We start from the raw sequence: 23,978 nt of genomic DNA, 5'->3' as shown, positions 1-23,978 counted from the left end.
CCTCCGGCCGCCGTCGCGGTCAGGACGTCTGGGGCTTGATGACGTCGCCGGTCAGGAACTTGGTGGAGATCCGGTCGTCGTCGAGCTTCGTCCCCCACGTCTTCGGGTCGGTCTTGACGACGAAGTCGCCGCCGCACTCGAACTCGCCCACGTTCTTCGGGTAGACCTGCTCGTACTCGGTCTTGTTCAGCTTGACCATGAGGGAGCACGACGCCGGCTTGTTGTTGCCCGGGTCGGTCGGCGCGTGCAGGCCGCCGCCCGTCCACTCGTGCACCTTCGACAGCTCGTTGATCACGCACTGCCGGGTCAGGTCCGAGCCACACTTCTGGGCGGACTGCGCCCACAGCAGGAACGCGGAGGTGGCCTGCATGCCGAGCAGCGCGACCTTGCCCTTCTTCGCGCTGACGAGGTCGGTGTACTGCTTGACCGCCGGGACCCTGTCCGCGTTCTCCAGCGGCTGGAAGATCATGCCGACGTGCAGCCGGTCACCGGCGCCGGAGGTGTTCCACTTGGAGACCAGCGAGCTGTACCAGGTCGCCTCGAACACGTAGGTGGGGTCGGCGCCCGCCCGCTCGATCGACTCCAGCAGGTTGAACTGCCCCGGGTCGGGCGAGTCGGACGTCCACAGGTACTTCGCCCCGCAGTCCTTGATCTTCTTCGCGAACGGCATGTAGCTGCTCTCGCCCGCGTCGTTCAGCCGGACGCCGCACTCCAGCGGCTTGACGCCGATCCCCTTCATCGCGCTCGCGACCTTGTTGGTGCCGGTGCTGACGGCCGGGGACGTCGACAGCAGCAGGTCCGTCTTGTCCTTGTAGTCGGGGAACATCTTCTGCGCGATGCGCAGCGCGCCGATGTTCATCATGTCCACCGGGTACGGGACGGCCTCGTACTTCATCGGGCCCATCGCCGCGTTCGGGCCGACGGTGAAGCCGGCGACGGTCGGCAGCTTGCAGCCCACCCGGTACTGCTCGGCGGCCTCGTCCATCGCGAAGCCCTGCCCGACGAGCATGAAGTCCTGCTTGCAGGACTCCTGCACCACCTTCGCCGACTGCATGTAGGCGGCGTCGTACTGGTTGCCCTTGATCTTGCGCCCGTTGATGCCGCCCTGCTGGTTGCACCAGTCGATCATGGCGCCGACGGCGTCGCCCATCTCCTTCGAGAGGCCGGGCGCGGAGGTGAAGCCGCGGTCGTCGCCGAACCCGATCGCGATCTGGTCGTCGGTGACGCCCTGGTCGGTCCTGCCCTTGGCGTCGCCCGGCCCGCACGGCGAGGGCAGCGTCCCGAACGCCTTGGCGCCCGCGCCCGTGCTCGCGCCACCGCCTGGACCGTTCCCGGCGGCCGTCCCGTCGGTGCCCGACCGGTCGCTGGCACAGGACGTCGTGACGAGCGCGACCGCTAGGGCTCCCGCCGCGAGGCGTCCGATCTTGTCGACCTTCATACGGACGTACTCCTTTCACCGGCGCGCGCGCACGCGGCCGGTGGCATGGGGTGGGGTTGAGATGGGGTGGTGAGCTGATGTCAGGCGGGGGGGCGTGGTCTGTGTCGCCGCCGGGTCAGCCGAAGTGGGCCTGTCCGCCGTCAAGCGGGATGGTGGCTCCGGTGAGGTAGCGCATGGCGGGCTGGACGAGCGCCGCCACGGCCCTGCCGATGTCGTCCTCGCAGTCGCCGATGTAGCCGAGGGGAATCGTCTTGCGGAACTCCTCGGCCTCCTCGGGGTTCGTCTCCGCCCACCACTTCAGCCCGGGAGACAGGGCGTGCGGGGCGATGCTGTTGGCGCGGATCCCGTCCGGCCCCCACTCGGCGGCGGCCGTGCGGGTCAGCGACCGCAGCGCCTGCTTGGCGGCCGCGTAGGCGCCGAAGGTGGTGGGGTCCCAGCGGACCATGGCGGAGGTGACGAGGTTGACGATGCTGCCGCCGCCGCGCGCCTTCATGTGCGGGTGGCACGCCTTCATGAACGCGAACGCGGCGAACGGGCCGGTCCGGAAGCCCTTCTGGAACGCGCGGTCGCTCATCTCCAGGAGCGGCCCGTAGGCGCCGGAGTAGGCGTTGTTGACGAGGATGTCGACGCCGCCGAACGTCTCGGCGACCCGCTCGACCACCGCGGGGATCGCCTCGGTGTCGGCGACGTCGCACTCGAACGCCTCGGCCTCCGCGCCGCGCTCCCGGACCAGCTCGCACGTCGCGTCGAGCTTGGCCCGCGTCCTGCCGAGCACGGCGACCGCCGCGCCCTCCGACGCCAGCGCGAGCGCGATGCCCTGCCCGACGCCCTGTCCCGCTCCGGTCACGATCGCGACCTTGCCGCTGAGGCTTCCCATGAAACGACTCCGCTCAGTCCTGCTTCGCGCCCAGCCCGGCCCCCGCAGCGGGGGCCGGACTGAATCAGTCCTGGTGAGGGCCCATCGTGATGTGATGGGGACCACGTGAAGGGACCAGTCCCGCTCACCGGGAATCTCCGCGCGAGGGGTCGCGGGCGGCGGTCCCGCTGAGCGGAATGCCCTGGTGAAGCCCGTGGTGGGGCGGCCGACAATGAGCGCGTCCGGCGAGGAGGAGGGGTCCCGATGGAGATCGTCCGGAAGCTGACCGGTCCCGGCGGCGAGTTCGAGCTCCGCGAGGAGGACGTGCTCGGCGCCCCGATCCCGGTGTTCGCGAACCGCGCCCGCAGCCTCGGAGAGGTGCTCGTCCACTCGGCGTCCTACGGCGACCGCGACTACATCGTCACCGCGGACCGGCGGCTGAGCTTCGCCGAGCACGCCGCCGCCGTCGCCTCCATGGCGAAGGCGCTGCGCGACGACCTCGGCGTGCGCCCCGGGGACCGCATCGCGATCGACGCCGCCAACAGCCCCGAGTGGATCATCTCGTTCTGGGCGGCGATCGCCGCCGGGGCCGTCGCGGTCGGCTACAACGCCTGGTGGGCGCCCCGCGAGATCGAGTACGCCCTCGGCCACACCGATCCCAAGGTCGTGATCGCCGACGAGAAGCGCGCCGCGCTGATCTCCGAGGACGTGCTGACGGTGGAGCGGGACGTCCCGTCGCTGACGCGCCGCTACCCGGACGCCGTCCTGGAGCCGCCGCGGGTCGCCGAGGACGACCCGGCGGTCATCCTCTACACCAGCGGCACGTCGGGCCGCCCCAAGGGGGCCGTCCACTCGCACCGGAACCTGACCTCGGTGGTCGAGTACCACCGGTTCAACGACGCCCTGATGCGCGCCTTCGGCGACCCGGTGGACCCCGCGTCCCGCCGCTACCTGCTGGCGCTGCCGCTGTTCCACATCGCGTGCCTGCACAACCTCGCCGTCCCCCGGCTCGCCACCGGCACCGCCGTGATCATGCACGAGGGCGGCTTCGACGTGGACAGGGTGCTCGGCCTGATCGAGCGGGAGCGGGTGACGAACTGGGGCGCCGTGCCCACCATGGCGCACCGGATGATCGAGCACGGCGACCTGTCGAAGTACGACGTCTCCTCGCTCACGGCGTTCTCGCTGGCCACCGCGCCGTCCTCACCGGCGTTCAAGGAGCGGCTGCGCGCGGTGTTCCCGCCCGCGAAGGGCGGCCTGGTCGACAGCTACGGCCTCACCGAGTCGTGCACCGGCGTGTCCACCGCCACCCCCGCCGACCTGGCGGAGGCGCCGGGGACGCTCGGCCGCCCGTCGGTCGGGGTGCAGCTGGAGATCCGCGATCCGGACAACAAGCCGCTCCCCGACGGCGTCGAGGGCGAGGTCTGCGTCCGCAGCGCCTACAACATGGTCGGCTACTGGCGCGACCCCGAGGCGACCGCCCGCGCGTTCGACGCCGAGCGCTGGCTGCACACCGGCGACATCGGCATGGTCGAGCAGGGCCGGCTGCGGCTCACCACCCGCCGCTCCGACCTGATCATCCGCGGCGGCGAGAACGTCTACCCGGCGGAGATCGAGAACGTCCTCGCCGAGTACCCGGGGCTGCGCGAGTGCATCGTCATCGGCGTCCCCCACCCCGACCTCGGCCAGGAGGTCGCCGCGGTCGCCGTCTTCGCCGACGCCCCGCCCGCCGCCGAGGAGCTGGCGGACTTCGCCCGGGAGCGCCTCGCCTACTTCAAGGTCCCGTCCCGCTGGCACGTCACCACCGACCCCCTCCCCCGCAACGCGACCGGAAAGGTCCTCCGCAGACAGGTCGAAACCGAAGTCCTCTGACCCGCCCGCGCCTCCGGCGATAGTGGAGGCATGCTGCGGGACGAGTTGTTGCGCCGCGCCGAGCGGGACCAGCGGGTCCGGGAGGCGGCCGCGCCCGGTGGACGGCTGACGATCGTGCAGGGGCTGCGCTTCCTCTGGACCGACCGGCGCAACACGGCGTGGCTTGCCCGCGCCGTCCGCCGGCACGGATGGCCGGGCGTCGCCGCCGTCGGCCCGGAGGCGGCGCACGCGGCCTGGCTGCTCGCCCAGCACGCGGACCGGCGGCCGCGCCTCCAGCGCACGTTCCTGGAGGCGATGCGCGGGGCGGTCGAGGCAGGGGACGCCGACCGCAAGGACCTCGCCTACCTGGAGGACCGCGTCCGGGTCAACGCCGGGCGCCCCCAGCTTTACGGGACGCAGTACGGCATGACCGAGGGCGTCTTCGGGCCGCACCCCATCGAGAACCCGGACCGCCTCGGCGAACGCCGCGCCGAGGCGGGACTGCCGCCGATGGCCGAGCAGGACGCCCGCATGCGTCGCCTGGCCCACGGCGAGGGGCCATGAGCACTCAACCGGCCGCCGCCTTGGCGGGGGTGGGGAGGCCGAGCCGCTCGGCCTGGAAGTCCTCCCAGGTGCGCGTGCCCCGGGCGGTTCCTTCGATGGAGAGGTTGTCGCCGGCGCGGTAGGCGCGCCCGGCCTTTCCGGGGATGCGGACCGGCATCGTCGCGCGGTGCTTGCCGCTCGCGCGCAGGTAGCCGCGGATGAGCGTGCCGATCGGGAACACCTTGGGGCCGGCCAGGTCGGGGACGCGGCCCGCGGGTTCGCCGAGCGCCAGCTCCACGAGCCGTTCCGCGACGTCGCGCGCGTCCACCGGCTGGAAGCGGAGCCCGCCCGGAACCGGCACCACCGGGGACTTCGCCATCCCTCGCACCACCTTGAACACCAGGTCGTGGAACTGCGCGGCCCGCAGGATCGTGTACGGCACGCCCGACTCCTCCACGATCCGCTCCACCTCCATCTGGGTCTTGAGCCAGGCCACCGGCACGCTGCCGGCCCCGATGACCGAGATGAGCACGAGGTGCTTCACATGCGCGCGCGACACGGCGCCCATCAGGTTCCGCGCGACCACGTCGTCGCCCTTGTTGCCGCCCGCGAGATGCATGACGGTCTCGATGCCGTCCAGGGCGGCGTCGATCCCCTCGTTCCCGGCCAGGTCGCCGGTCACGTACTCGACGCCCTCGGCGGGCTCCCGCCTGCTGCGGCTGAGCACCCGCACGTCCTGCCCGGCCTCCCGCACCCGCGGCACGACCTGCCGCCCGAGCGTGCCCGTCCCGCCGGTGACCAGGATGGCTGCCATGACTCCTCCAAGTGAATCCGCTGTGCATTCACCCGTCACGACTGCACCGCCCCGAAGAATGTGACATCAGCGCCGCCCCTCCTCCCGCGCCGCTCCCCTGCCCCGACCGGGCGCATGCTCGTGGGCTGCGCGACAGGCGGGTGGCTCGGCCACGAGCACGGCCGCGGCACAGATCCGGCTCCGGGCGAGGACACGGTGCACGTGAGCTGTTCCCGGGCACGGCAAAGCCACCCTCATTTCCGATGCGGCGAATACGAGATAGGTTTCCATTCGACACAGAACTCGAAAGTTCTTCATTCACATGAATGACATCGAGCCGAATTCTGGATCGGGCGCGCAAAAGTGCTCCGACGCCTCGCCACGATGGGCGGACGCCGGAGCCGGTGCTGAGGCCGCGGTTCCCGCGGTATCTATGAGAGCGCCACCACTGCTGGTGGCGTCCTGCTCAGGAAGCTACTACCCGTGCGGGCAGCTGCCCTTCGGGGCACGACAAATGGGGCACTCGTCGGGCTTCATGACCTTACCTCCGTTTGAAGACTTATCGACAGCGCTTCGCTGCCGACAACGTGAACCGTACCCGAGCAAGGGATCCCGGCAACCCATTGTGAGTCAGAACACAACTGAGGCTGCATTGTCAACTTGATGACCTTGGAAAACAACAGAGAGATAACTCGTCAATACGCATGGCGTCGTTCTCCAAAAGCAGAATCCGAGAGCCCTGGGCATGCGACTGCCGACATCCCCGCCGCCCGTCGAGGCCGGGCGGCCTTCGACTACTGGCGCCAGGCGCCGATCACGTCGTCCGGGCCCCAGCTCAGGGCGACGTCACCGGTGATGTCCGTGCCGGAAAGCGACACCACGACGAGCCCCGCCGTCGCAGGGTCCAGGCCGGGCACCTCGGCGGCGGCACCGCGCAGGTCCGCCAGATCGCGGTCGTCGAAGGGGCCGTTGAGCCACTTGATCGAGCCGGCGAAAAGGATCCGGTTCGCCACGGGGGCGCGGTCGGCGCCGACGAGGTCGACCTCCGGGTCGAAGCGGCGGTTCCACCAGCCGCCGACCGCGCCGACCTGCGGCCAGGGCAGGTCCGACAGCTCCAGAGCCTCCCGGACGAGCGGTTCCACGGCCCTGCCCCGCCAGGACGTCCAGCGGCGCTCGATCAGGCGGAAGCCCGCTTCCGGCCGTCCCCGGCGGGCCTGCTCGTGGGCCGCGCGAAGGACCGCCAGGTAGAGGCGCATGTTGCTGTCGGCGATCCGGTACAGGGCGGGCCTGCCGGGCTTCGTGGAGAGGGGACGGTCCTCGACGAGGACGCGCTTGTCCCCGGTCAGCCGGCGCAGGAGAGGCGACAGGGTCCCGGACGGGAGCGCCTCGCCGCGACCACCGGCCGCCGCGGCGATGTTGGCGTGGGTCCGGTCGCCGGAACCGATGGCCTCCACCACGCGCCGCGCCGTGTCGGGATTGGGGAACTCGGCCAGGAGGGGCGCCTCCGGGACGCCGAACAGGGCCGCGGCCGGATCGGCGCACTCGTCCCGCATGAAGTCCAGTGCGGGCGTGGCGTTCGGCCAGGTGCGGATGATGCCCGGCAACCCTCCGGAGACCAGGTGCGCGTCGATGGCGTCGGCGGCGCCGAGCCCGAGCGCCCGGCCCAGGTCAGCCGGGTTCAGCGGGCCGAGCACCATGTTGTCGGCCCGCCCGTAGAAGGGGCGGTCGTACGCGGTGAGGCGCTCCATCATGTGCAGGTCGCTGCCCAGCAGCAGAAGCAGGACGGGCTTGGACGACAGAAGCCGATCCCACGCGGTCTGCAACGCGCCGTCGAACACGGGGTCCTGCTCGGCGAGCCAGGGCAGTTCGTCCAGCACGACGATGGACGGCGTGTCCGGCAGGGACGCCGCAAGGACCCTGAACGCGTCAGGCCAGTTGCCGCCGTCCAACTGGGGGATCAGGTCGGGCTCGCTCGGCAGGGCCGATTCCCTGAGGTCGCGGGTGAACGAGGCCACCGCCTCGACCGGCGACGCCCCCTTCGTGGCGGCCGAGAACAGGTACGGCACTCCGGCGCGGTCGCAGAACTCCTGGACGAGCCGCGACTTGCCGACCTGGCGGCGCCCGCGCAACGCGACCGCCGTCCCGGCCCCGGTGGCCGCGACCCGCTCCAGCCGCTTCCCCAGCAGCGCCAGCTCGGCCCTTCGACCGATGAACACCAGGCCCTCCCGCATCAGGTAGCCCGCATCTATGTAGATTCAGTCTACATAGATGGGCCAGAACCGCTGGCGGCAGTGAACTGTCGGCGGGGCCTGGTTGGCTTCCGTCATGACCGACGAGCGATTCTGGGACGTGATCGAAGCCGCGTGGGCGCCGCTGGGCGACGAGGTCGGCGCGGCGCGGCGGGCCCTCACCACGCGGGACCCGTCCTCGGACGCCTGGGAGATGGCCGAGGTGTCCCTGGTCGACAAGGCCCTGGACGCGTTCCTCGGCAACCTCGCCGAAGCCGCCCGCGACCTGTCCGCGAGTGAGCTGACCGCCCTCGACCGATCGTGCGAGCGGCTGCTCTACGACATCGACCGGGCCGACGTCCACGAGGTGACGGACGGCTCCGACGACGGCTTCCTCTACGCGCGCGGCTTCATCGTCGCCCTGGGCCGCGACTTCTACACGGCCGTCGCCGCGGACCCCCGCGTCGCCGTCCCGGACGCCGAATGCGAGTCGATGTGCTACTTCTTCTCGCACGTCCACCGCGAACGCTTCGGGGAGTTCCCGGACACCGGCTCGGGCATCTCCCGCGAGTCCTGCCGCAACCCCGAGGGCTGGCCAGGCTGAGCCCCCGCGATGCGGGCGCTCCGGGAGGCGGCGGTCCGCCTCACGCCTCAGAGGGCGGCGGCGTGGTACTGCCGGATGAGCCAGGCGTCCTCGCGGTTCTCGGCGACGATGGACAACCGGACGCGGCGGACTTCGCCGGTGGGGGCGGTGAAGGCCACCTCCGCGAATCCGCTCACCAGGCGTTCGCTCAGCCGGACCTCGTCGAGCACGTCGACCCTGGCCGTCGTGCCTTCGGGGACGTCGGCGTAGTAGGCGGCGACCTCCTCCCTGCCCCGGCGGAGGGAAGGGCTGATGCCTTGGAAGAGCGCGTCCGGGCTGAAGAGCGAGGCCATTTCGGCGGGCCGGTGCCGGTCGAAGGCGCTCTGCCAGGCGTCCAGCAGTCCTGCGAGGACGCCTGGCGCCGACCGCGCGGTGTGCAGGACTTCGTGCTCCCACCGGTGCCGCGGCTGGCCGTGCAGGCGCCAGTAGTGCTCGGCGATGTCGTCGGGATCGAAGTCGGTGCCCGGCGCCACAGGGCCGTCGACGGTGACGCTGGCTGCGTGGACCCCGGCGTCCCCGTACCGCTGGTCGAGGATTCGGACCAGGGTCCGGACCCCCGCCTTGCCCAGGGACAGGCTGGTGTACTGCCATTTCGGCTCGGGCATGCCGCCGGTGAGGAGGATCGACCCGCTCCCGCGGCGCGCCATCTCCGGCGCCAGGTGGGCGGCGGCGGTGTGCGCGCCCACGACGTTGACCGCCCAAGCGTCCAGGTGCCCGCGCACCGGCAGCTCCCCCGGCACATCGGCCTGGACGATCGCGGCGTTGTAGACCACGACGTCGGGCAGGCCGAACTCGGCGACGGCCCGGTCCAGGGCGGCGCGCAGGGCGTCCTCGTCGGCGCAGTCGGCCGCGAGGGTGAGGACGGGCACTCCGCTGGGCTCGACGGCACGAGCCGCGGCTCGCAGCGTCTCCTCGCCTCGGGCCACGAGGGCGATCGGATATCCCTCCCGGGCGAACCTGCGCGCCACCGCCTGACCGATACCCGGGCCCGCTCCGATGATCACTGCTCCGGACACTCTCCGCCTCCTCGAAATCTTGGTCGGCACTACTTGGCACGCTAAGGCGTCACATTCATGTGAGGGTCAAGCCGGGAGGAGAGCGGATGCGGATCGGGGAGCTCGCCGACGCGACAGGGGTCAGCCGGCGCCTGCTGCGCTACTACGAGGACCAGGGGCTGCTGCACCCGGCACGGCTGGCCAACGGCTACCGGGAGTACAGCGACGCCGACGCCACCGCGGTGCGCCACATCCGGGCCCTGCTCACGGCCGGGCTCCCCACCGCGACCATCGCCCAGCTCCTGCCCTGCGTCCACGACGAGAACGGACGGATGGTGCCGTCGTCCTGCCCGACCACGATCGCCCGGCTGCGGCAGGAGCAGTCGCGCATCACTGGGGCGATCACCAGGCTCAGGACGGCCCAGCAGGCGCTCGACTCGATCCTCGCCACCGCCCTGCACCGCCTCGGCCCCCTGCCCGCGAACCCCGCACCGCCGCGGGCGTAGGCGGGCATCCGATGCGACTCACCGTGATCGCGGCCCTCGCCGTCACCGCCCTGGCCACCGCCGGCTGCGCGGACGCCGCGGCCCAGGAGAACGCCGCGGACGACGCGCGCGACAAGGCCAAGCAGGTGGTCAACGCCATGTACGGAACCCGGCTCGTCAAGGCGGGCGACATCGGCCACCACATCGCGGACCTCAAGGGCGTCGAGGTCCTGAGGGTGTCGGGCACGGACACCGGCGCCCCGGGCGGCGTCCGAGTGATCGTGAAGGTCTCCGGCACCGCGCAGCAGAGCGAGAGCCTGTTCCACGGCCCCGGACGGGTCACCGTGGACCGCTGCTACGACCTGGCCTTCGACGGCAGCCCTGGCGAATGGGACGCCGTCCCGCCACGAACCCCCTGCCCCGGCGGGGCTCCCCCGACGTTCGCCCCCTGGCCCGAGACACCACCGCTTTCCGCCGCCCGTATCGAGCGAGCCCTCCCCAAGGTGAAGACGCTTCCCTCGGGCCGGGGTGTCGAGGAGAAGGACGTCCGCGCCGCGCTGGCGAAGCTCGCCCTGCACCCCGCGATCAGAATCCAGACCGAGTCCGAATCCGACTTCGCCGTTGGCGTGGCCCTGGTCGCGGACTCCGCGCCCCCGAGCAAACCCCGCTGCGTCCTCGCCAGAGTCGCCCCGGGCAAGACGAAGGCATGGCTCCCGTCCCAGACAGAGGCCGCAAAGGGCTGCACGGCGCACACCGCCCTGGGCACCGGCCGCTAGTTGTACTTGGCCATGATCTTGGTGACACCTGACCGGTAGGTCTTTGATCAGCAAGAGGACCTCCTGGCGTAGTGGAGTTTCACCGACTTCACCGTCACCAGGAGGTCCTTGTGGGTCACGCTAATGCCCGGCTGACGCTTCATGGCAGATGTCTACTGGTTCGCCGTGTCGTGTTCGACCGGCGTGCGGTCGCGCACGTCGCCGCCGAGCTCGGGGTGTCGCGGCAATGCGCGCACCGGTGGGTCCGACGGTTCCGTGACCAAGGCTGGGCCGGGCTGGCCGAGCGGCGCAGCGGGCCGCGCGCGTGCCCGTCCCGGACCCCGGTCAAGACCGAGGAGCGGGTGCTGGCCGCCCGAGATGAGTTGCGTGCCGGGCCCGACCACATCGCGGCGGCCACCGGAGTGCCGGCCCGCACCGTCACCCGGATCCTGCGCCGTCACGGTGTGCCGGTGCTGGCGGCCTGCGACCCGCTGACCGGCACCCGGATCCGCGCGTCCCGCGCGAGCGAGCGCCGCTACGAGCACGACGCACCGGGCGAGATGATCCACCTGGACGTCAAGAAACTCGGCCGCATCCCCGACGGCGGCGGCTGGCGGGCACACGGCCGCGGCCAAGCCGTCCGCGTCCGCGGCATCGGCTACGACTTCGTCCACACCGCCATCGACGACCACACCCGCCTGGCCTACGCCGAAGTCCTGCCCGACGAGAAAGGCACCACCACCGCCGCCTTCCTCACCCGAGCCGCAGCGTTCTTCGCCGGCCACGGCATCACCCGGATCCACCGGGTGCTCACCGACAACGCCAAGAACTACCGCGTCTCGGCCGCCTTCCAGCAGGCCTGCGCCCAACTGGGCGCCCGCCAAAAGTTCACCCGACCCCGCCATCCCTGGACCAACGGCAAAGCCGAACGACTCAACCGCACCCTGGCCACCGAATGGGCCTACCGGCGCCCCTACACCAGCAACGACCAACGCACCCAAGCCCTCAAGCCCTGGCTGGAGCACTACAACACCACACGCCCCCACTCGGCCCTGGGCGGCAAGCCACCCATCACCCGACTGTCACCAAGATCATGACCGAGTACAGCTAGTGCCGTGACCAAGAGGGCCATCCGTCCAAGGAACCTGGCGACGAATGGGCGCTCGGTCGCGAACTGACGATGGGCGAACAGAAGGGCCCGGCTAACGCCGGGCCCTTCTGGGGGCTTCGGCTGGCGCCGAAGTCCTAGTGGCAGGTGACGGCGAGTGGCCGTTACCCGTTGCGGGGACAGGTATCCCGTCGATAGGTCACGCGCCCCCTGTCGCCGAAGATCTCCAGGGCTTTGTTGCCCCAGCAGCCGTGGAGATCGATGTCGCCTCCGATGGTGCTGACGCGGAGGCTCTGGGGGTGGTCCGCCACGATCTGCACGGACCCGCCCTTGGTCCACGCCGTGAGGTCACCGCTGGTCCTCCCGACCTTGATGGGCTGACCGTGGCGGCGCGTGGTCCTCATCTGGAACGAGGAGTACGAGGGAATCTCCTCGACCTCGATGCTCTTGGCGGCGTGCAGGTGCGCGACCCGGAGCGGGCCGGTCACGGTGATACGGCCCCACGTGTCCACGCGGATGTAGTCGGAGCCGCGCGGGACGCGCAGGATGACCGCCGTGAGGTACCCGCCCCTCTTCCACAGGCGCTCACACCTGATGAAGACGTGCTTGTCGTTGGCGGGCTCCAGGATGGCCCGCTCGGCGATCCTCTTGAGGTTGACGCCTTCCAGGATGACCTGGATGTCCTCACGGTCCTCGGCGACGACGGTCACCGGAGCCGAACCGCCCACGATGATGGGACGGCGGTCGGACTTCATGGTCAGAAGGCGCGGACTGAGAAGACGACACATGTCGTGCTCCTTGAGTGGTGGGTGTCTGGGTTGCTTGGCACACGCGGCTCATACGCGGGTGTCACCCACCACCGTCCATGGCACAGGATGATCGGCACTTACGGCGATCACCCTCGCCGCGGCAGGAAGTCAGCAGCCCAACCTGCCTCCTGCGCCCCCTACCGAGATTCCAGGACCTCGAAGCCGCAGCCGGCGACGCCGACGGCCTGGTCGTCATTGATCGAGATCACGGGCCACGCCCGTCCGGGCTCGCGGGCCAGCCGGTCGTGCCGCGCGGCCCGTCCCCGGTTCCGGTGCGGCAGCACGACGAACGGGACCAGGCCGAGCCCGGCGGTGGAGTCGACCGTCCCGGGATCGTCGGAACCTCGCAGCGGCCGCAGATCCGGCCCGGCGAGAGCCGCCCCGGCCGAGATCCCCACGTAGGCCAGGGACCCGTCGCCGACAGAGGGCACGGCAACGCGATCGACCCCCGCTGCGACGAACATGCTCCAGCAGGAAGAGCGGATACCCCCGGTGACGAAAACGACCTGAACCCCGTCCAGCACGCGCCGGACGCCGTCACCCGAGGCGCCTTCGAGATCGAAGACGTCCACCGCCAACCCTTCGCCCCTGAGCATTTCGGCGGCGGCACGGACGAAGGGCGCGGACGGCAGCGGATTCGCCGCCGTGGGAACGAGCACCGCCCGGCGCGGCACGTCTGGCAGCGAGCCCAACCAGGCGGGCAACGCCCCCAACCCAGCCGACCCCAGAAACAACCGCGCCCCCAAGAACGTCACCCCCCGATCGTCCCCCGCCCCTACACGACCGAGCCCCGACCCCAGCCGAGGCTCCCTGTGGGACAACGGTCAGCAAACCTGATCGCCGCGTTTCAAACGGTCCATCAGCGCTCCGAACGCCTGGGGGCTGATGAGGAGATGACCGGCCTCTGGCGCTTTGCGGACCATGGACGCCGCGCACACCTGTGCCGCGTCCGTGTGCGGGTGCAGGTTCCCGGAAAAGCCCCTTTCTGCTAGAAATACCGGTGTTCAGTCGCTCGCGGGAGCCACACCCAAGGCCTCGCTGATGGCGTCATCGAGCGTCAGATAGCTGTCCAATGCGAAGAAACCGCAGGGCTCGATGCGCTCGGCGAGCACATCGCCCCGGTCGTTTACATAAACTTCTTTTAGCGGCTTGCGGAAGCAATGCCGGGCGAGCACGTCACTGTCTTCGAGCGGCGCGTGCACGACGTTCTCAAAGAAGCCCTTGAGCCAGGGCTGCCGGTTGATGAACTTCGGTGGGACCAGCAGGTCGTCCACCGTCAGCGCTCCCAGCTCGGGGACCTTCTCCTTCGAACGATGGCCGTAGAGGTAGACGAGGTTGTCCCCCGGCATGGGAGAATCTCCCATCGGCATGTCGACCCTGATCACCCGGCCGAACATGAAATGCTCGCCGGCCCGGGGAACGCGGAAGGCGAAGACGTCGCCCTCCCGTAGCTTCCGCCGGGACGGTTTCAATATCTCCATGTTCGGCACTTCAAACCCACCTGGTAGCCATTAGACTTAAGTCATGCCTTATCTCATGTTACGGCAGGCTTGTAGTACTCGCCACGCTGCGGATCAATGCTGTTGATTTTATCAACGTAGTGTGAATTCCGATTGAGCATGACTTACTCGATCGCGCACGCCTCGCCTCGAGTTACTCCCGAACCGGACGTGATCGGTGAAACCCTTAATCTCGCGCCGCGTTTCGATTGCCGCTTCCCGAGCAGATTGTTCACGGTACCTGCATATATGTCCGTTCCGTTTTGTCAAAGCCCAGGTACACCTGATAGCTCTTCCGTGCGTTCCAACCGCTGCGGAGCCCGGCGGGAAGCCCCTTGGCCAGCTTCCTGGCGAGCGCGGAGCCGGTTCCCCCTCCTTGATCGGCGGCATGCCGGGCACCATGCCGCACCAGTCCGGATTCGCCGTGCAGGGCAGCGAGCCCAACCAGGCGGTCGACGGCGGGGTTGGTGCGGACGCTCGTGGGGTTTCGGCTTCGCGAATGGGGGCTTGCGGGGATCGCCGGGGACGTTTCCCAGGTGGCCGGCGAATTAGTCGCCAATGCGGTGGAGGTTACCCTTTATCGGGAGATCCGGGTCAGGTTCGTGCGAGAGGTGCGAACCGTCATGCTCGCGGTGTGGGACTCGTCCGATGCCATGCCCGTGCTGCGTCCGATCGTCGAACTGTCCCTGGAGGACATCGTCCCGGACGCGCGGGCACTCGAACCTGGGCACGACGCCGGGACGCGGGGGCGGGGCCTGCCGATCGTGCAGGCGCTGGCCGCAGAGTGCGGGGTCACCAGAACCGAGCCGCACGGCAAATGGGTGTGGGCGAGGGTGGCCTTCTGATGGAGCGGCTTCTGCTGAGGTGGCGTACCCGCCGGGGACACCGGACGGCGGTGCGGTTCCTGGAGATGCTCGCCAGGGCGGTCGGTTCGCGAGGCTGGCGGTGCGTCAGGCTCTATGAGCCCGAGGAGTTCCCCCTGCCGGTGCCGCTGCTCTGGGTCTATGCGAGCGGCGTCGCCGAGGACGTCGGGGTCGTGGTGAGCGTCCGGGCCGTCCCCGGCGGCTGGGCATACCACCGGGCGCAGCGCGGGCGGTTCGGCTACCTGGTCCCATGCGGGGACGCCGAGGCAGCGGCCGAGCAGGTCGACCTGCTCCTCAAGCACCGCATGTTCCCGTCCACCTGGTGACCCCTTCTAGCGGAGGGGGCGGAAGAACTCGGTCAGGTCGTCTGCGAGTAGGGCGGGTTCTTCGTGGGCGGCGAAGTGGCCGCCGCGCGGCATGACCTTGTACCTCGTGAGGTTGTAGGTGCGTTCGGCCCAGGTGCTGGGTGGGTGGGCCAGGTCTGCCGGGAAGAGGGCCAGGGCCGTGGGGACGTCCACCTTCTCCACGCGTCTCGTCAGGCCGCGGTTGTACTCGTAGTAGGGGCGGAAGGACGTCCCGATGGTGTTGGTGAACCAGTAGAGGGACGCCTGCGTCAGGACGAAGTCGTCGCTGAACCGGGAGGACAGGTCGCCTCCGCAGTCGCTCCAGGCGCGGTACTTCTCCACGATCCAGGCGAGCAGGCCGGTCGGGGAGTCGGTCAGGCCGTATCCCAGTGTGAGCGGGCGCGTGCTTTGTTCGTGCTGGTAGCCGCCCTCTTCGGCGCTCCAGGCAGAGACGGAGTCGAGGTGCGCTTGCTCCTGCGGGGTGAGGGTCGCGGGGTCGTAGGTGGGCGGTGCGGCGACCGCGAGGACGTGGATGCCGACGAGTGCTTCGGGGTGGGCCTCTCGGCCAGGCGGGCACTGATTCCGGCTCCTAGGTCGCCGCCGTGGGCGGCATAGCGGGTGAAGCCGAGTTCGTCGTGCATGAGGCGGTGCCAGAGCTCGTGCGTCTGCTCTGCTTCGAGCGACGGACGCTGCGGTGAGAACGCGAAGCCTGGGAGGGACGGGACGATGACGGTGAACGCGTCGGCCGGAACGCCTCCGTAGTGCGACGGTGCTGAAAGGCGGCGTGCCAGCTCGACGAGTTCGAGGACGGTGCTGGGCCAGCCGTGCGTCAGGACGATCGGCAGCGCGTCCGGGTGCTCTCCGTCGAAGCGGAGGTAGTGGACGGGGGTTCCGTCGATGTCCGCGAAGTGGGACGGGAGTGCGTTGATGGCGGCCTCGTGGGTGCGCCAGTCGTAGCCGTCCGCCCAGTAGGCGGTCAGGCGTCGCAGCTCGGCGGGGTCGGTGCCGGCGCTCCAGCCGGGGACGGGCCAGGTGTCCGGCCACCGGGTGCGCCGCAGGCGTGAGCGCAGGTCGTCCAGGTCGGCGTCGGGGACGGTGATCACGGGTGTCACGGACGCGCCTCCCCCAGCGTCTGCACGATCGCCGCCCGCGTCGCTTCGCGCGGCTCCGGCTCGGTGCTGAGGAGTGCGTGCATGACCATCCCTTCCAGCAGCGCGTCCAGGCGAGCGGCTACGTCGGGGCCGGTGAAGCGTGCCAGCACTGCGCGGCTGTCAGACGTCCAGGCTTGGGTGAGGGAGCGGAGGGCGGGTGCCCTGAGCGCGGCGAGGTGGAGCTCGAACCCGAGGGTGGCGCTGCGGCGCCGGGCCGGACCCCCGTGCACGTAGTCGACCAGGACGTCGACGAGCTGCTCGCGGGTCTCGACGCCTGCGAACAGGGCTTCGAACGCCGCCGACGCCTCGGCCACGTACCGGGCGAACGCCTGAGCGTGCAGGTCGCCGAGGCCGGTGAAGTGGTAGGTGACGGAGCCGAGCGGCACGCCGGCGCGGGCGGCGATGCTCCGGTGGGTCGCGGCCGCCGCGCCGTCCTCCGCGATGGCGTCGAGGGCGGCCTCGATGATGCGCGCCTTGCGGCCGGGATCGGTGCGGCGCGTCCGCCTGCGGGTCGTCGTCTGCTCTCCCATGCGTACAAACGTACACAACCTTAGGAACAAGCGTACACATCGAATGTGCAGGTCAGTGTCGTGGTCGACGGTCTCCTCGAAGGCCGCTTCCTCCCGCCGATGATCTCAGGGCGGGCTCCACCGGCGGCAACGGCTCCTCGGCGGGCCGGCCGGGATCGCTTCGACCGTGCGCTTGCCGTAGAGTGAACGAAAGTTCATTTCATCTCGGGGGTTCCATGCCGCGCACGGCCGAGCAGAACGCCGCGCTGCGCGCGGCCAGGCAGGAGGTCATCCAGACGGCCGCCGTCCGGGTGTTCGCCCGCCGAGGGTTCGCGGCGTCGACCATTCGCGACATCGCGCGAGAAGCGGACGTGAGCGTCGGGTCGATCTACCGCCACTACGCCACGAAGGACGAGCTGTACCTGGCCCTGCTCGACCAGGCCGTCGCCGGCCTCGTCGCGCTCACGGCCGAGATTTCGGGAGAGGGGCGGCCGGAGGACGTGATCCGCGCGTTCACCGCCCGCTTTCTGGCCGACGTCACGGCCGACGACGGCGCCGCCGAGTTCGTCGTCGTCGTCAACCACGGGGTCACCACCGACACGCCCCCCGGCACGGTCGAGCGGATCGTCGGGGCACAGCGCTCGATGTGGCGCGCCTTCGAGGAGTGCGTGCGGCGGGGCCAGGCCGCCGGCGAGTTCGGCAGCGGCGATCCGGCAGAGATCACGGCATGCTACTTCGCCACCCTCGGCGGTCTGACGACCATGCGGCTCGCCCTCGGTGCCGAGCTCGCCGTCCCGGACGTCCACATCGTGCTGAGAGTACTCACGGAAGGAACGTCCGGATGATCGAGGTCAGGCGCGGCGACGAACTGGGCGAGGACTACCGGCGGCGGATCACCGCGGTGCTGGTCCACGGCTTCGCCGAAGACTTCGCGTTCTTCTCCTCCGACCCGCGGAAGCTCACCGACGCGTTCGAGCACATGGTCCTGCTGAACCGGTTCTACGTCGCCCTCCTGGAGGGGGAGCCCGCGGCCGTCGCCTCTGTCACCGCGGGTGCGCAGGAGTGCTTCGCGCCCCGATGGTCCGAGATCCGACGCCACCTGGGCGCGGTGCACGGCACGATCAGCCACCTCGTCCTTCGCTCCCAGTTTCTCGGCGCGGCGGACGAGAACCGGGCGGGCCTGGCAGAGATCGGCTTCGTCACGACCGAGCCCGGCAGCCAGGGACGCGGGGTCGCGACCGCGCTCATGCGGCACATCCTCGCCCTTCCCGACCACCGCGAATTCGTGCTCCGCGACATCAAGGACACCAACGCCCCAGCGCTCGGCCTCTATGCCAAGCTCGGGTTCACCGAGTACCAGCGACGCCCCGTCAGGTTCGCCCGGCGCGCGGGGTTCACCGACTACGTCTCCATGCGACTCGCTCAGACGGGGTGACGGTCAGCGGGGGCGGGGCGGGTACTTGGCGATGAAGAGGCCCTCGGCGGTCACGCAGTCCTCGCCACCGGCCTGGATCGCTCCAACAGTGCGGATCCTGCGGCCGTCCACGGAGACCTGGCGGGCGCTGATCGTCAGGGGCTCGAAGAGGGGCGTCAGGCGGTGGTAGCGCAGGGTCAGTTCCGCCGTCATGCCCGACTTGCCCGCCCACCCGTTCGCCACGCCCAAGGTGTGGTCCAGGAGGAGGGCCGAGATCCCGCCGTGGACGCTGGACGGCGGGCCCTGGTAGGGCAGGCCCAGCGTCGCGGTGGCCTCGATGGTGCGGGAGTCCGCGGCGGTGTATTCGAGCGGCGGGGCGATCGGGTTCTCGGGGCCGGTGACCGGGTCGTGGCGGGTGTTGCCGTCGCCGCGCCACATGTCGACCAGGCGGTCGCGCAACGGTGGGGCCGCCGCCTCCAGGTCGTCGGCCACGGCGTTCAGGCGGTCGGCCACCTCGGACATGTCGGCGCCCGAGAGGTCCCCGGAGCGGACCAGCGCGTCGACGACGCGGCGGGCCGCCGCTGCCGCCGCGTCCACGCCGGTCGCCTGGTGCTCGGCCTGCAGGTCCAGGGTCACGACGCCGCCTGCGGGTCGCGCGGGAGGCCGAGGAGGCGCTCCCCGATGATGTTCAGCTGGACGTCGGTGGTGCCGCCCGCGATCGACATGTTGCGGGAGTTCAGGAACATCCAGGTCGGGTCGTCCATCCCGCCGCGCCCCTCGCCGGTGAGGGCCTCCGGGCCGATCCAGTCGACGGCCGTCTCCCACACCTGCTGGATGTGCTCGACGCCGATCAGCTTGCCGATGCTGGACTCGGCGCCGGGCTGGCCGCCCGCGAGGGAGCGCAGCGTCGTGCGCAGGCCGAACAGGCTGCTCGACTGCGCGTCGCAGAGGATGCCGCCGAGCGTGGTCAGGCGCTCGTCGTCCGCGTCCGTCGCCAGTTTGAGGAGGGCCTCGCCGCCGCTGCCCAGGGACGAGTCGTTCGAGAGCGAGACCCGCTCGTTCGCCAGGGTGGTGCGGGCGAGCTTCCAGCCGTCGCCCGGCGCGGCGACGAGGAGGTCGTCGGGGATGAAGACGCCGTCCAGGAACACCTCGTTGAACAGGGTGTCGCCGGTCAGCTCGCGCAGCGGCCGGATGTCGATGCCGGGCGACCTCATGTCGAGCAGGAAGTACGACAGGCCCCTGTGCTTCGGGACGGACGGGTCGGTGCGCGCGAGCAGGATGCCCCAGTCGGCCTCGCGGGCCATGGACGTCCACACCTTCTGCCCGGTGATCTTCCAGCCGCCCTCGGTCCTCTCCGCCCGGGTGGCGAGGGCGGCGAGGTCGGAGCCCGCCCCGGGCTCGGAGAACAGCTGGCACCAGCGGATGTCGCCGCGCAGCGAGGCGGGCAGGAACCGCTCGTGCTGGGCGGCCGAACCGTGCGCGATCAGCGTCGGCACCACCCAGTTGCCGATGATCATGTCGTGGGCGCGCAGGCCGGCGGCGCGCATCTCCTCGGCGATGACGAGCTGGGACACGGCGTCGGCGCCCTTGCCCCACGGTTCGGGCAGGTGCGGCGAGGTGTAGCCGCGGTCGGCGAGGTAGCCGAGGCGCTCCTTGCCGTCCAGGGCCTTCGCGGGCTCCAGCTCGGCGCGGACCTCGACGCGGATGCGCTCGGCCTCCGGGGGGAGTTCGACGCGCAGTTCGCGGCGGACGCCGTCGAGGGTGAGGCGGGCGACGCGGCGGCGCCAGGACGCGGTGGAGCCGAGCAGGACGCGGAGGGTCTGGGCGCGGCGCAGGTAGAGGCTCGCGTCGTGCTCCCAGGTGAAGCCGATGCCGCCGAGGGTCTGCACGCAGTCCTTCGCGGTCTGGAACGCGGCCTGGACGCTGGTGGCCCCGGCGACCGCCGCCGCCAGCGACGCCTCCCGCGCCGCGCCTTCGTCGTGGGCGCGGGCGGCGTCCCAGGCGCAGGCGCGGGCCTGCTCGGCGTGCGCGAGCATCCGGGCGCAGCGGTGCTTGACCCCCTGGAACTGCCCGATGGGACGGCCGAACTGCTCGCGGACCTTGGCGTACTCGGCGGCCGTCGCCGTCGCCCAGTCGGCCAGGCCGGAGGCCTCGGCGGCGAAGAGCACCGCCGCGAGGTCGGGCACGGCCCGCGGGTCCAGGTCCAGGACCGAACGGCCCGGGACGGCCCGGTTCTCCAGCCCGACCCGGGCCAGCCGCCGGGTCAGGTCGTGGCTGGGCAGTTCGTCCACCCTCACGGCGTCCCGGGGCAGCACGATCCAGGCCGTCGCGTCGCCGTCCTTCACCGGAAGGACGAGCACGTCGGCCAGGGGGGCGCCGAGGACGGGCCCCGACGTGCCGGTCACCGTGATCCCACCGCCCGAGCGGGAGATCGTCAGGCTTCCCGCGTCCAGCCCCACGGCGCCGACCGCGCTCCCGTCGGCGAGGGACGGCAGGTGCTCGGTGTGCCCCGCCCGGTGCAGCACGGCGCTCGCCAGCACCGCCGGAAGGAACGGTCCAGGGGTGACGGCGCGCCCCAGCTCCTCCAGGACGACGGCCAGCTCGACCAGACCGTAGCCCGCGCCGCCGGCGTCCTCGGGGAGGTGCAGGCCGAGCAGGCCCTGCGCGGCGAGGTCGTCCCAGAACGCGGGCGCCTTCTCCCGGCTGGCGTCCACGGCGGCGCGGACGGCCGCGGGCGTCACCTGCCGGGAGGTGAACGCGCGCACGGCGTCGCGCAGGTCGCGGTGCTCCTCGGTCAGCCCGATGGTCATGTGCTCCTCAGATCCGTTCGATGATGGTGGCCGTGGAGTGCGCGCCGCCCGCGCACATCGTGACGAGGGCGGTCGACCTGTCGGACCGCTCCAGCTCGTTCACGGCCTGGGTGATGAGGCGGGCGCCGGTGGAGCCGACCGCGTGGCCGAGGGCGATGGCGCCGCCGTTGACGTTGACCCGGTCCATGTCGGCGTCCAGCACGGACGCCCACGACAGCACGACCGACGCGAACGCCTCGTTGATCTCCACGAGGTCGATGTCGGACAGCGTCATCCGGGCCCGGTCCAGCACGTGCCGCGTCGCGTCGATCGGCCCGTCCAGGTGGTAGTACGGGTCGGAGCCCACCATCCCGGACGCGACGATGCGCGCGCGGGGACGCAGCCCCAGTTCGGCGGCCCGGTCCGCCGCCATCAGCAGCACCGCCGCGGCGCCGTCGCTGATCTGCGAGGAGTTGCCGGCGGTGTGAACGCCGTCCGGCAGGACGGGCCTCAGCCCGGCGAGCGCCTCGGCGGTCGTGTCGCGCAGGCCCTGGTCGCGGGTCACGACGGCGGTCTCCCCGGTGGGGCCCTCCTTGGTCATGACCGGCGCCTCGATCTCCAGGATCTGGCCGGCGAAACGGTCCCGCGCCCACGCCGCGTTCGCCTTGACCTGCGACGCCAGCCCGAACGCGTCCGCGTCCGCGCGGGTGATGCCGCGCATCTTCGCGATGCGCTCGGCCGCGGTGAACTGGTCGGGCATGTCCGGCTCCCAGCCGTCCGGCGCCGGGCTGCCGGTCTCCGGCGTGAGCGCCTGGCCGAGGAAGACGCGGCTCATCGCCTCGACGCCGCAGCCGATGCCGGTGTGCACGGCCCCGGACGCGATCAGCCCGGCGACGAGGTGCACGGCCTGCTGGGACGAGCCGCACGCGCAGTCGATCGTCGTGCACGCCGTCTGGTACGGCAGGTCCGCGTACAGCCAGGCGTTGCGGGTCACGTTGTTGGACTGCTCGCCCGCCTGCGTCACGCACCCGCCGACGACCTGCCCCACCGTCGCGGCCTCGACGCCCGCGCGTTCGAGGAGCCCGCGCTGCACCGCCCCGAGCAACTGCGCCGGGTGGAGCCCCGAAAGGGCCCCGTACCGCTTGCCGACCGGGGTCCGGACGGCATCGACGATGACGGCCTCGGGCATGGAGGACACTCCTTTACACGACGAACGAGCAGATCAGTGCGCCACCGGGCCCCGCGCAAGGCGGGAGGTCAGGCCGTGGGCTCGGTGAGGACGCGTTTGGCCCAGCGGTAGTCGGCCTTGCCGCTCGGGGAGCGGACGATCGGGGTGAAGGTGACGAGGGCGGGGATCTTGTACCCCGCCAGGTGGGCGCGGCAGTGGGCGCGCAGGTCCTCGGCCGCGGCGGTCGTGCCGGGGCGCAGTTCGACGACGGCGGCGACGCGCTCGCCGAAGCGGTCGTCGGGGACGCCGGCGACCAGGGCATCCATCACGGCCGGGTGCGACTTCAGGGCCTGCTCGACCTCTTCGGGGAAGACCTTCTCGCCGCCGGTGTTGACGCAGCCGGAGCCGCGCCCGAGGACGACGATGGTGCCGTCGGCCTCGACGCGGGCCATGTCGCCGAGGATCGACCAGCGCGTCCCGCCGATGACGGGGAACGTCCGGGCGGTCTTCACGGGGTCGTTGTGGTAGCCGAGCGGGACGTGGCCGGAGCGGGCGACGTGCCCGATCTCCCCGGAACCGGGCGGGACCGGCCTCATGTCCGTGTCGACGACGGTGACGCGCGGGCCGGCGGCGAGCCGCATCAGGCCGTCCTCGCCCACGCTGATGTTGCCGTCCACACCGGACTCGGAGGCGCCGAAGCCGTTGCTGACGTGCAGGCCGGGGATCAGCTCGGCGAACTCCTCCTGGACGCTGCGCGACAGGATCGCGCCGCCGGATCCGAGCACCTTGAACGAGGACAGGTCGCGGCCGGCGCCGTGCGCGCGGATCGCGTCGGCGAGCGGGCGGGCGATCGCGTCCCCGACCACCGTGACGATCACGGGCCGCTCGCGCTCGATCAGGTCGAGCGCCTCGACCGGGTCGAAGCGGCGCATCAGGACCGTGGTGGAGCCGGTGAACAGCGACATCAGCAGCGTGTAGGTCGCGGCGCCGTGCATCAGCGGCATCGTGAGCATGTAGCTGAGCGCGAACCCGTCCCGCGCGGCGGCGGCGAGGGACTCGGCGGTGAGGTGCGGGTCGCCGTACGGGTTCCCGCCCTTCACGGCGGCCATGTAGAAGTCCTCGTGGCGCCAGACGACGCCCTTGGGCAGCCCGGTGGTCCCGCCCGTGTAGAGGATGTAGCGGTCGTCGGCGCTGCGGCCTTCCCGGAGGGACGGGTCGGGCTCGGTCCCGTCGGCGTCGTAGACGGTGACGTCGACCTGGGGCGGCCATGCCGGGGCTTCACCGTCCGTCCCGACGACCGCCACGTGGCGGAGCGCGCGGCAGTCGCCGGCCACGCGGGCGGCGGCGGGGGCGAACTCCGCGTCCACGACCAGGCCCGCGAGTTCGGCGTCGGTGTAGATGTGGCGCAGTTCGCGGTCGGTGTACCGGTAGTTGACGTTGACCGGGACGGCGCGGGCCTTCAGGCAGCCGAGCAGCGTCTCGACGTACTCGGCGCTGTTCAGCATGTGGACGCCGACGTGCTCCCCGGGCGCGATGCCCGCGACGCGGAGCCGGTGCGCCGCGGCGTCCGCCCGCCGGTCCAGTTCGGCGAAGGTCGCCCTACGGTCGCCGCAGACGAGGGCGAGGCGGCCGGGCACGGCCGCGGCCACCGCCTCGAAGAGGGTCGCCAGGTTCAGCGTCATACCGCGAGACTAGAATTCATTCTCATTCGCGGGCAACGGGTGTCCCACTCAGCGG

General features: G+C 71.2%; 25 protein-coding genes. 10 read left to right on the top strand and 15 right to left on the bottom strand.

The genetic code is table 11. From position 1 onward, the window contains the following. Positions 1-19 precede the first annotated feature (19 nt). Both BJY14_RS29860 and BJY14_RS29855 read right to left on the bottom strand, forming a co-directional pair. Positions 20-1,438 carry an ABC transporter substrate-binding protein gene (locus BJY14_RS29860; RefSeq protein ID WP_179846652.1) on the bottom strand — a complete coding sequence of 473 codons (1,419 nt, stop codon included), beginning with the start codon at positions 1,436-1,438 and terminating at the stop codon, positions 20-22. A 115-nt stretch (positions 1,439-1,553) separates the two neighbouring features. Beyond that, a complete protein-coding gene (locus BJY14_RS29855; protein ID WP_179846651.1) occupies positions 1,554-2,315 on the bottom strand; it encodes an SDR family NAD(P)-dependent oxidoreductase in 762 nt (253 codons plus the stop codon). A 243-nt stretch (positions 2,316-2,558) separates the two neighbouring features. Here BJY14_RS29855 and casG point away from each other — a divergent pair, with 243 nt between their 5' ends. Then, positions 2,559-4,166, top strand: coding sequence for a steroid-24-oyl-CoA synthetase (gene casG, locus BJY14_RS29850; RefSeq protein WP_179846650.1), 1,608 nt, complete (start codon positions 2,559-2,561; stop codon positions 4,164-4,166). 30 nt (positions 4,167-4,196) lie between these two features. Next, positions 4,197-4,709, top strand: coding sequence for a DUF6624 domain-containing protein (locus BJY14_RS29845; protein WP_179846649.1), 513 nt, complete (start codon positions 4,197-4,199; stop codon positions 4,707-4,709). 4 nt (positions 4,710-4,713) lie between these two features. Here the strand turns inward: BJY14_RS29845 and BJY14_RS29840 are convergent, their stop codons facing one another. Both BJY14_RS29840 and BJY14_RS29835 read right to left on the bottom strand, forming a co-directional pair. Next, complete coding sequence (locus tag BJY14_RS29840; RefSeq protein ID WP_179846648.1) at positions 4,714-5,502, bottom strand: SDR family oxidoreductase; 789 nt, start codon at positions 5,500-5,502, stop codon at positions 4,714-4,716. Positions 5,503-6,275: 773 nt separating this feature from the next. After that, positions 6,276-7,697 carry an AAA family ATPase gene (locus BJY14_RS29835; protein WP_218905638.1) on the bottom strand — a complete coding sequence of 474 codons (1,422 nt, stop codon included), beginning with the start codon at positions 7,695-7,697 and terminating at the stop codon, positions 6,276-6,278. Between the two features lie 109 nt (positions 7,698-7,806). Here BJY14_RS29835 and BJY14_RS29830 point away from each other — a divergent pair, with 109 nt between their 5' ends. After that, entirely contained in the window at positions 7,807-8,313 is a 507-nt protein-coding gene (locus tag BJY14_RS29830) for a DUF4240 domain-containing protein (RefSeq protein WP_179846646.1), read from the top strand. A gap of 47 nt (positions 8,314-8,360) precedes the next feature. Here the strand turns inward: BJY14_RS29830 and BJY14_RS47420 are convergent, their stop codons facing one another. Beyond that, positions 8,361-9,368 carry an SDR family NAD(P)-dependent oxidoreductase gene (locus tag BJY14_RS47420; protein WP_179846645.1) on the bottom strand — a complete coding sequence of 336 codons (1,008 nt, stop codon included), beginning with the start codon at positions 9,366-9,368 and terminating at the stop codon, positions 8,361-8,363. Positions 9,369-9,454: 86 nt separating this feature from the next. Here BJY14_RS47420 and BJY14_RS29820 point away from each other — a divergent pair, with 86 nt between their 5' ends. The 3 genes from BJY14_RS29820 to BJY14_RS29810 all read left to right on the top strand — a co-directional run bounded on the left by BJY14_RS29820 (position 9,455) and on the right by BJY14_RS29810 (position 11,684). Then, a complete protein-coding gene (locus tag BJY14_RS29820; protein ID WP_179846644.1) occupies positions 9,455-9,853 on the top strand; it encodes a MerR family transcriptional regulator in 399 nt (132 codons plus the stop codon). Positions 9,854-9,864: 11 nt separating this feature from the next. Next, on the top strand, positions 9,865-10,608 hold the full coding sequence (locus BJY14_RS29815; RefSeq protein ID WP_179846643.1) for a hypothetical protein: 744 nt from the start codon (positions 9,865-9,867) through the stop codon (positions 10,606-10,608). A 110-nt stretch (positions 10,609-10,718) separates the two neighbouring features. Further along, on the top strand, positions 10,719-11,684 hold the full coding sequence (locus tag BJY14_RS29810) for an IS481 family transposase (protein WP_179843367.1): 966 nt from the start codon (positions 10,719-10,721) through the stop codon (positions 11,682-11,684). A 175-nt stretch (positions 11,685-11,859) separates the two neighbouring features. On the opposite strand, the gene BJY14_RS29805 is transcribed toward BJY14_RS29810, so the two are convergent. From BJY14_RS29805 to BJY14_RS29795, 3 genes are all read right to left on the bottom strand, one after another. Beyond that, positions 11,860-12,450 carry a hypothetical protein gene (locus BJY14_RS29805; RefSeq protein ID WP_218905637.1) on the bottom strand — a complete coding sequence of 197 codons (591 nt, stop codon included), beginning with the start codon at positions 12,448-12,450 and terminating at the stop codon, positions 11,860-11,862. A gap of 191 nt (positions 12,451-12,641) precedes the next feature. Further along, the gene (locus BJY14_RS29800) at positions 12,642-13,259 is read right to left on the bottom strand and encodes a Type 1 glutamine amidotransferase-like domain-containing protein (protein WP_179846641.1); all 618 of its coding nucleotides are present in this window, start codon (positions 13,257-13,259) and stop codon (positions 12,642-12,644) included. 249 nt (positions 13,260-13,508) lie between these two features. Beyond that, positions 13,509-13,985 (bottom strand): Imm26 family immunity protein, encoded by a 477-nt coding sequence (locus tag BJY14_RS29795; RefSeq protein WP_246397367.1) that lies wholly within the window; start codon positions 13,983-13,985, stop codon positions 13,509-13,511. Positions 13,986-14,470: 485 nt separating this feature from the next. Between BJY14_RS29795 and BJY14_RS47820 the strand changes: the two genes are divergently transcribed. Together BJY14_RS47820 and BJY14_RS29785 are read left to right on the top strand one after the other, a co-directional pair. Then, positions 14,471-14,848: an ATP-binding protein gene (locus tag BJY14_RS47820; RefSeq protein ID WP_376770020.1), complete on the top strand. Its 378-nt coding sequence runs from the start codon at positions 14,471-14,473 to the stop codon at positions 14,846-14,848. Beyond that, a complete protein-coding gene (locus BJY14_RS29785; protein WP_179846638.1) occupies positions 14,848-15,192 on the top strand; it encodes a hypothetical protein in 345 nt (114 codons plus the stop codon). Before BJY14_RS47820 ends, BJY14_RS29785 begins: the two co-directional genes overlap by 1 nt. Positions 15,193-15,198: 6 nt before the next feature. Here BJY14_RS29785 and BJY14_RS44590 read toward each other — a convergent pair whose 3' ends face one another. From BJY14_RS44590 to BJY14_RS29775, 3 genes are read right to left on the bottom strand one after another with little or no spacing between them, the layout of a single operon-like run. Beyond that, positions 15,199-15,552 (bottom strand): alpha/beta fold hydrolase, encoded by a 354-nt coding sequence (locus tag BJY14_RS44590; protein ID WP_218905636.1) that lies wholly within the window; start codon positions 15,550-15,552, stop codon positions 15,199-15,201. 32 nt (positions 15,553-15,584) lie between these two features. Then, positions 15,585-16,322 (bottom strand): epoxide hydrolase family protein, encoded by a 738-nt coding sequence (locus BJY14_RS44585; RefSeq protein ID WP_218905635.1) that lies wholly within the window; start codon positions 16,320-16,322, stop codon positions 15,585-15,587. Continuing rightward, positions 16,319-16,891, bottom strand: coding sequence for a TetR/AcrR family transcriptional regulator (locus BJY14_RS29775; protein ID WP_179846637.1), 573 nt, complete (start codon positions 16,889-16,891; stop codon positions 16,319-16,321). The genes BJY14_RS44585 and BJY14_RS29775 overlap by 4 nt, the downstream gene beginning before the upstream one ends. Before the next feature lie 215 nt (positions 16,892-17,106). Between BJY14_RS29775 and BJY14_RS29770 the strand changes: the two genes are divergently transcribed. Together BJY14_RS29770 and BJY14_RS29765 are read left to right on the top strand one after the other, a co-directional pair. Continuing rightward, entirely contained in the window at positions 17,107-17,715 is a 609-nt protein-coding gene (locus BJY14_RS29770; RefSeq protein WP_179846636.1) for a TetR/AcrR family transcriptional regulator, read from the top strand. Then, positions 17,712-18,305, top strand: coding sequence for a GNAT family N-acetyltransferase (locus BJY14_RS29765; RefSeq protein WP_179846635.1), 594 nt, complete (start codon positions 17,712-17,714; stop codon positions 18,303-18,305). Before BJY14_RS29770 ends, BJY14_RS29765 begins: the two co-directional genes overlap by 4 nt. Before the next feature lie 3 nt (positions 18,306-18,308). Here the strand turns inward: BJY14_RS29765 and BJY14_RS29760 are convergent, their stop codons facing one another. The 4 genes from BJY14_RS29760 to BJY14_RS29745 form a co-directional block, all read right to left on the bottom strand. After that, positions 18,309-18,920, bottom strand: a complete 612-nt coding sequence (locus BJY14_RS29760; RefSeq protein ID WP_179846634.1) for a PaaI family thioesterase — start codon at positions 18,918-18,920, stop codon at positions 18,309-18,311. Continuing rightward, a complete protein-coding gene (locus BJY14_RS29755) occupies positions 18,917-21,094 on the bottom strand; it encodes an acyl-CoA dehydrogenase family protein (RefSeq protein WP_179846633.1) in 2,178 nt (725 codons plus the stop codon). Before BJY14_RS29755 ends, BJY14_RS29760 begins: the two co-directional genes overlap by 4 nt. A gap of 7 nt (positions 21,095-21,101) precedes the next feature. Then, positions 21,102-22,262, bottom strand: a complete 1,161-nt coding sequence (locus BJY14_RS29750; protein ID WP_179846632.1) for a steroid 3-ketoacyl-CoA thiolase — start codon at positions 22,260-22,262, stop codon at positions 21,102-21,104. A 68-nt stretch (positions 22,263-22,330) separates the two neighbouring features. Further along, a complete protein-coding gene (locus BJY14_RS29745) occupies positions 22,331-23,923 on the bottom strand; it encodes an acyl-CoA synthetase (RefSeq protein ID WP_179846631.1) in 1,593 nt (530 codons plus the stop codon). Positions 23,924-23,978: the final 55 nt, after the last annotated feature.

It is taken from the genome of Actinomadura luteofluorescens, from assembly GCF_013409365.1.
Lineage (GTDB): Bacteria > Actinomycetota > Actinomycetes > Streptosporangiales > Streptosporangiaceae > Spirillospora > Spirillospora luteofluorescens.
Note: the sequence above shows the minus strand (reverse complement) of the source record. Positions and strands in the feature narration are given on the sequence as shown.

What these genes read in the sequence shown, in the direction of transcription:
- casG (WP_179846650.1), top strand. Translation starts at nt 2,559, where the DNA reads ATGGAGATCGTCCGGAAGCTGACCGGTCCCGGCGGCGAGTTCGAGCTC.
- BJY14_RS29805 (WP_218905637.1), bottom strand. Translation starts at nt 12,450, where the DNA reads ATGAAGTCCGACCGCCGTCCCATCATCGTGGGCGGTTCGGCTCCGGTG.
- BJY14_RS29765 (WP_179846635.1), top strand. Translation starts at nt 17,712, where the DNA reads ATGATCGAGGTCAGGCGCGGCGACGAACTGGGCGAGGACTACCGGCGG.
- BJY14_RS29815 (WP_179846643.1), top strand. Translation starts at nt 9,865, where the DNA reads ATGCGACTCACCGTGATCGCGGCCCTCGCCGTCACCGCCCTGGCCACC.
- BJY14_RS29860 (WP_179846652.1), bottom strand. Translation starts at nt 1,438, where the DNA reads ATGAAGGTCGACAAGATCGGACGCCTCGCGGCGGGAGCCCTAGCGGTC.
- BJY14_RS29840 (WP_179846648.1), bottom strand. Translation starts at nt 5,502, where the DNA reads ATGGCAGCCATCCTGGTCACCGGCGGGACGGGCACGCTCGGGCGGCAG.
- BJY14_RS29750 (WP_179846632.1), bottom strand. Translation starts at nt 22,262, where the DNA reads ATGCCCGAGGCCGTCATCGTCGATGCCGTCCGGACCCCGGTCGGCAAG.
- BJY14_RS29820 (WP_179846644.1), top strand. Translation starts at nt 9,455, where the DNA reads ATGCGGATCGGGGAGCTCGCCGACGCGACAGGGGTCAGCCGGCGCCTG.
- BJY14_RS29830 (WP_179846646.1), top strand. Translation starts at nt 7,807, where the DNA reads ATGACCGACGAGCGATTCTGGGACGTGATCGAAGCCGCGTGGGCGCCG.
- BJY14_RS29745 (WP_179846631.1), bottom strand. Translation starts at nt 23,923, where the DNA reads ATGACGCTGAACCTGGCGACCCTCTTCGAGGCGGTGGCCGCGGCCGTG.
- BJY14_RS29845 (WP_179846649.1), top strand. Translation starts at nt 4,197, where the DNA reads ATGCTGCGGGACGAGTTGTTGCGCCGCGCCGAGCGGGACCAGCGGGTC.
- BJY14_RS29775 (WP_179846637.1), bottom strand. Translation starts at nt 16,891, where the DNA reads ATGGGAGAGCAGACGACGACCCGCAGGCGGACGCGCCGCACCGATCCC.
- BJY14_RS29755 (WP_179846633.1), bottom strand. Translation starts at nt 21,094, where the DNA reads ATGACCATCGGGCTGACCGAGGAGCACCGCGACCTGCGCGACGCCGTG.
- BJY14_RS29785 (WP_179846638.1), top strand. Translation starts at nt 14,848, where the DNA reads ATGGAGCGGCTTCTGCTGAGGTGGCGTACCCGCCGGGGACACCGGACG.
- BJY14_RS29855 (WP_179846651.1), bottom strand. Translation starts at nt 2,315, where the DNA reads ATGGGAAGCCTCAGCGGCAAGGTCGCGATCGTGACCGGAGCGGGACAG.
- BJY14_RS29770 (WP_179846636.1), top strand. Translation starts at nt 17,107, where the DNA reads ATGCCGCGCACGGCCGAGCAGAACGCCGCGCTGCGCGCGGCCAGGCAG.
- BJY14_RS29795 (WP_246397367.1), bottom strand. Translation starts at nt 13,985, where the DNA reads ATGGAGATATTGAAACCGTCCCGGCGGAAGCTACGGGAGGGCGACGTC.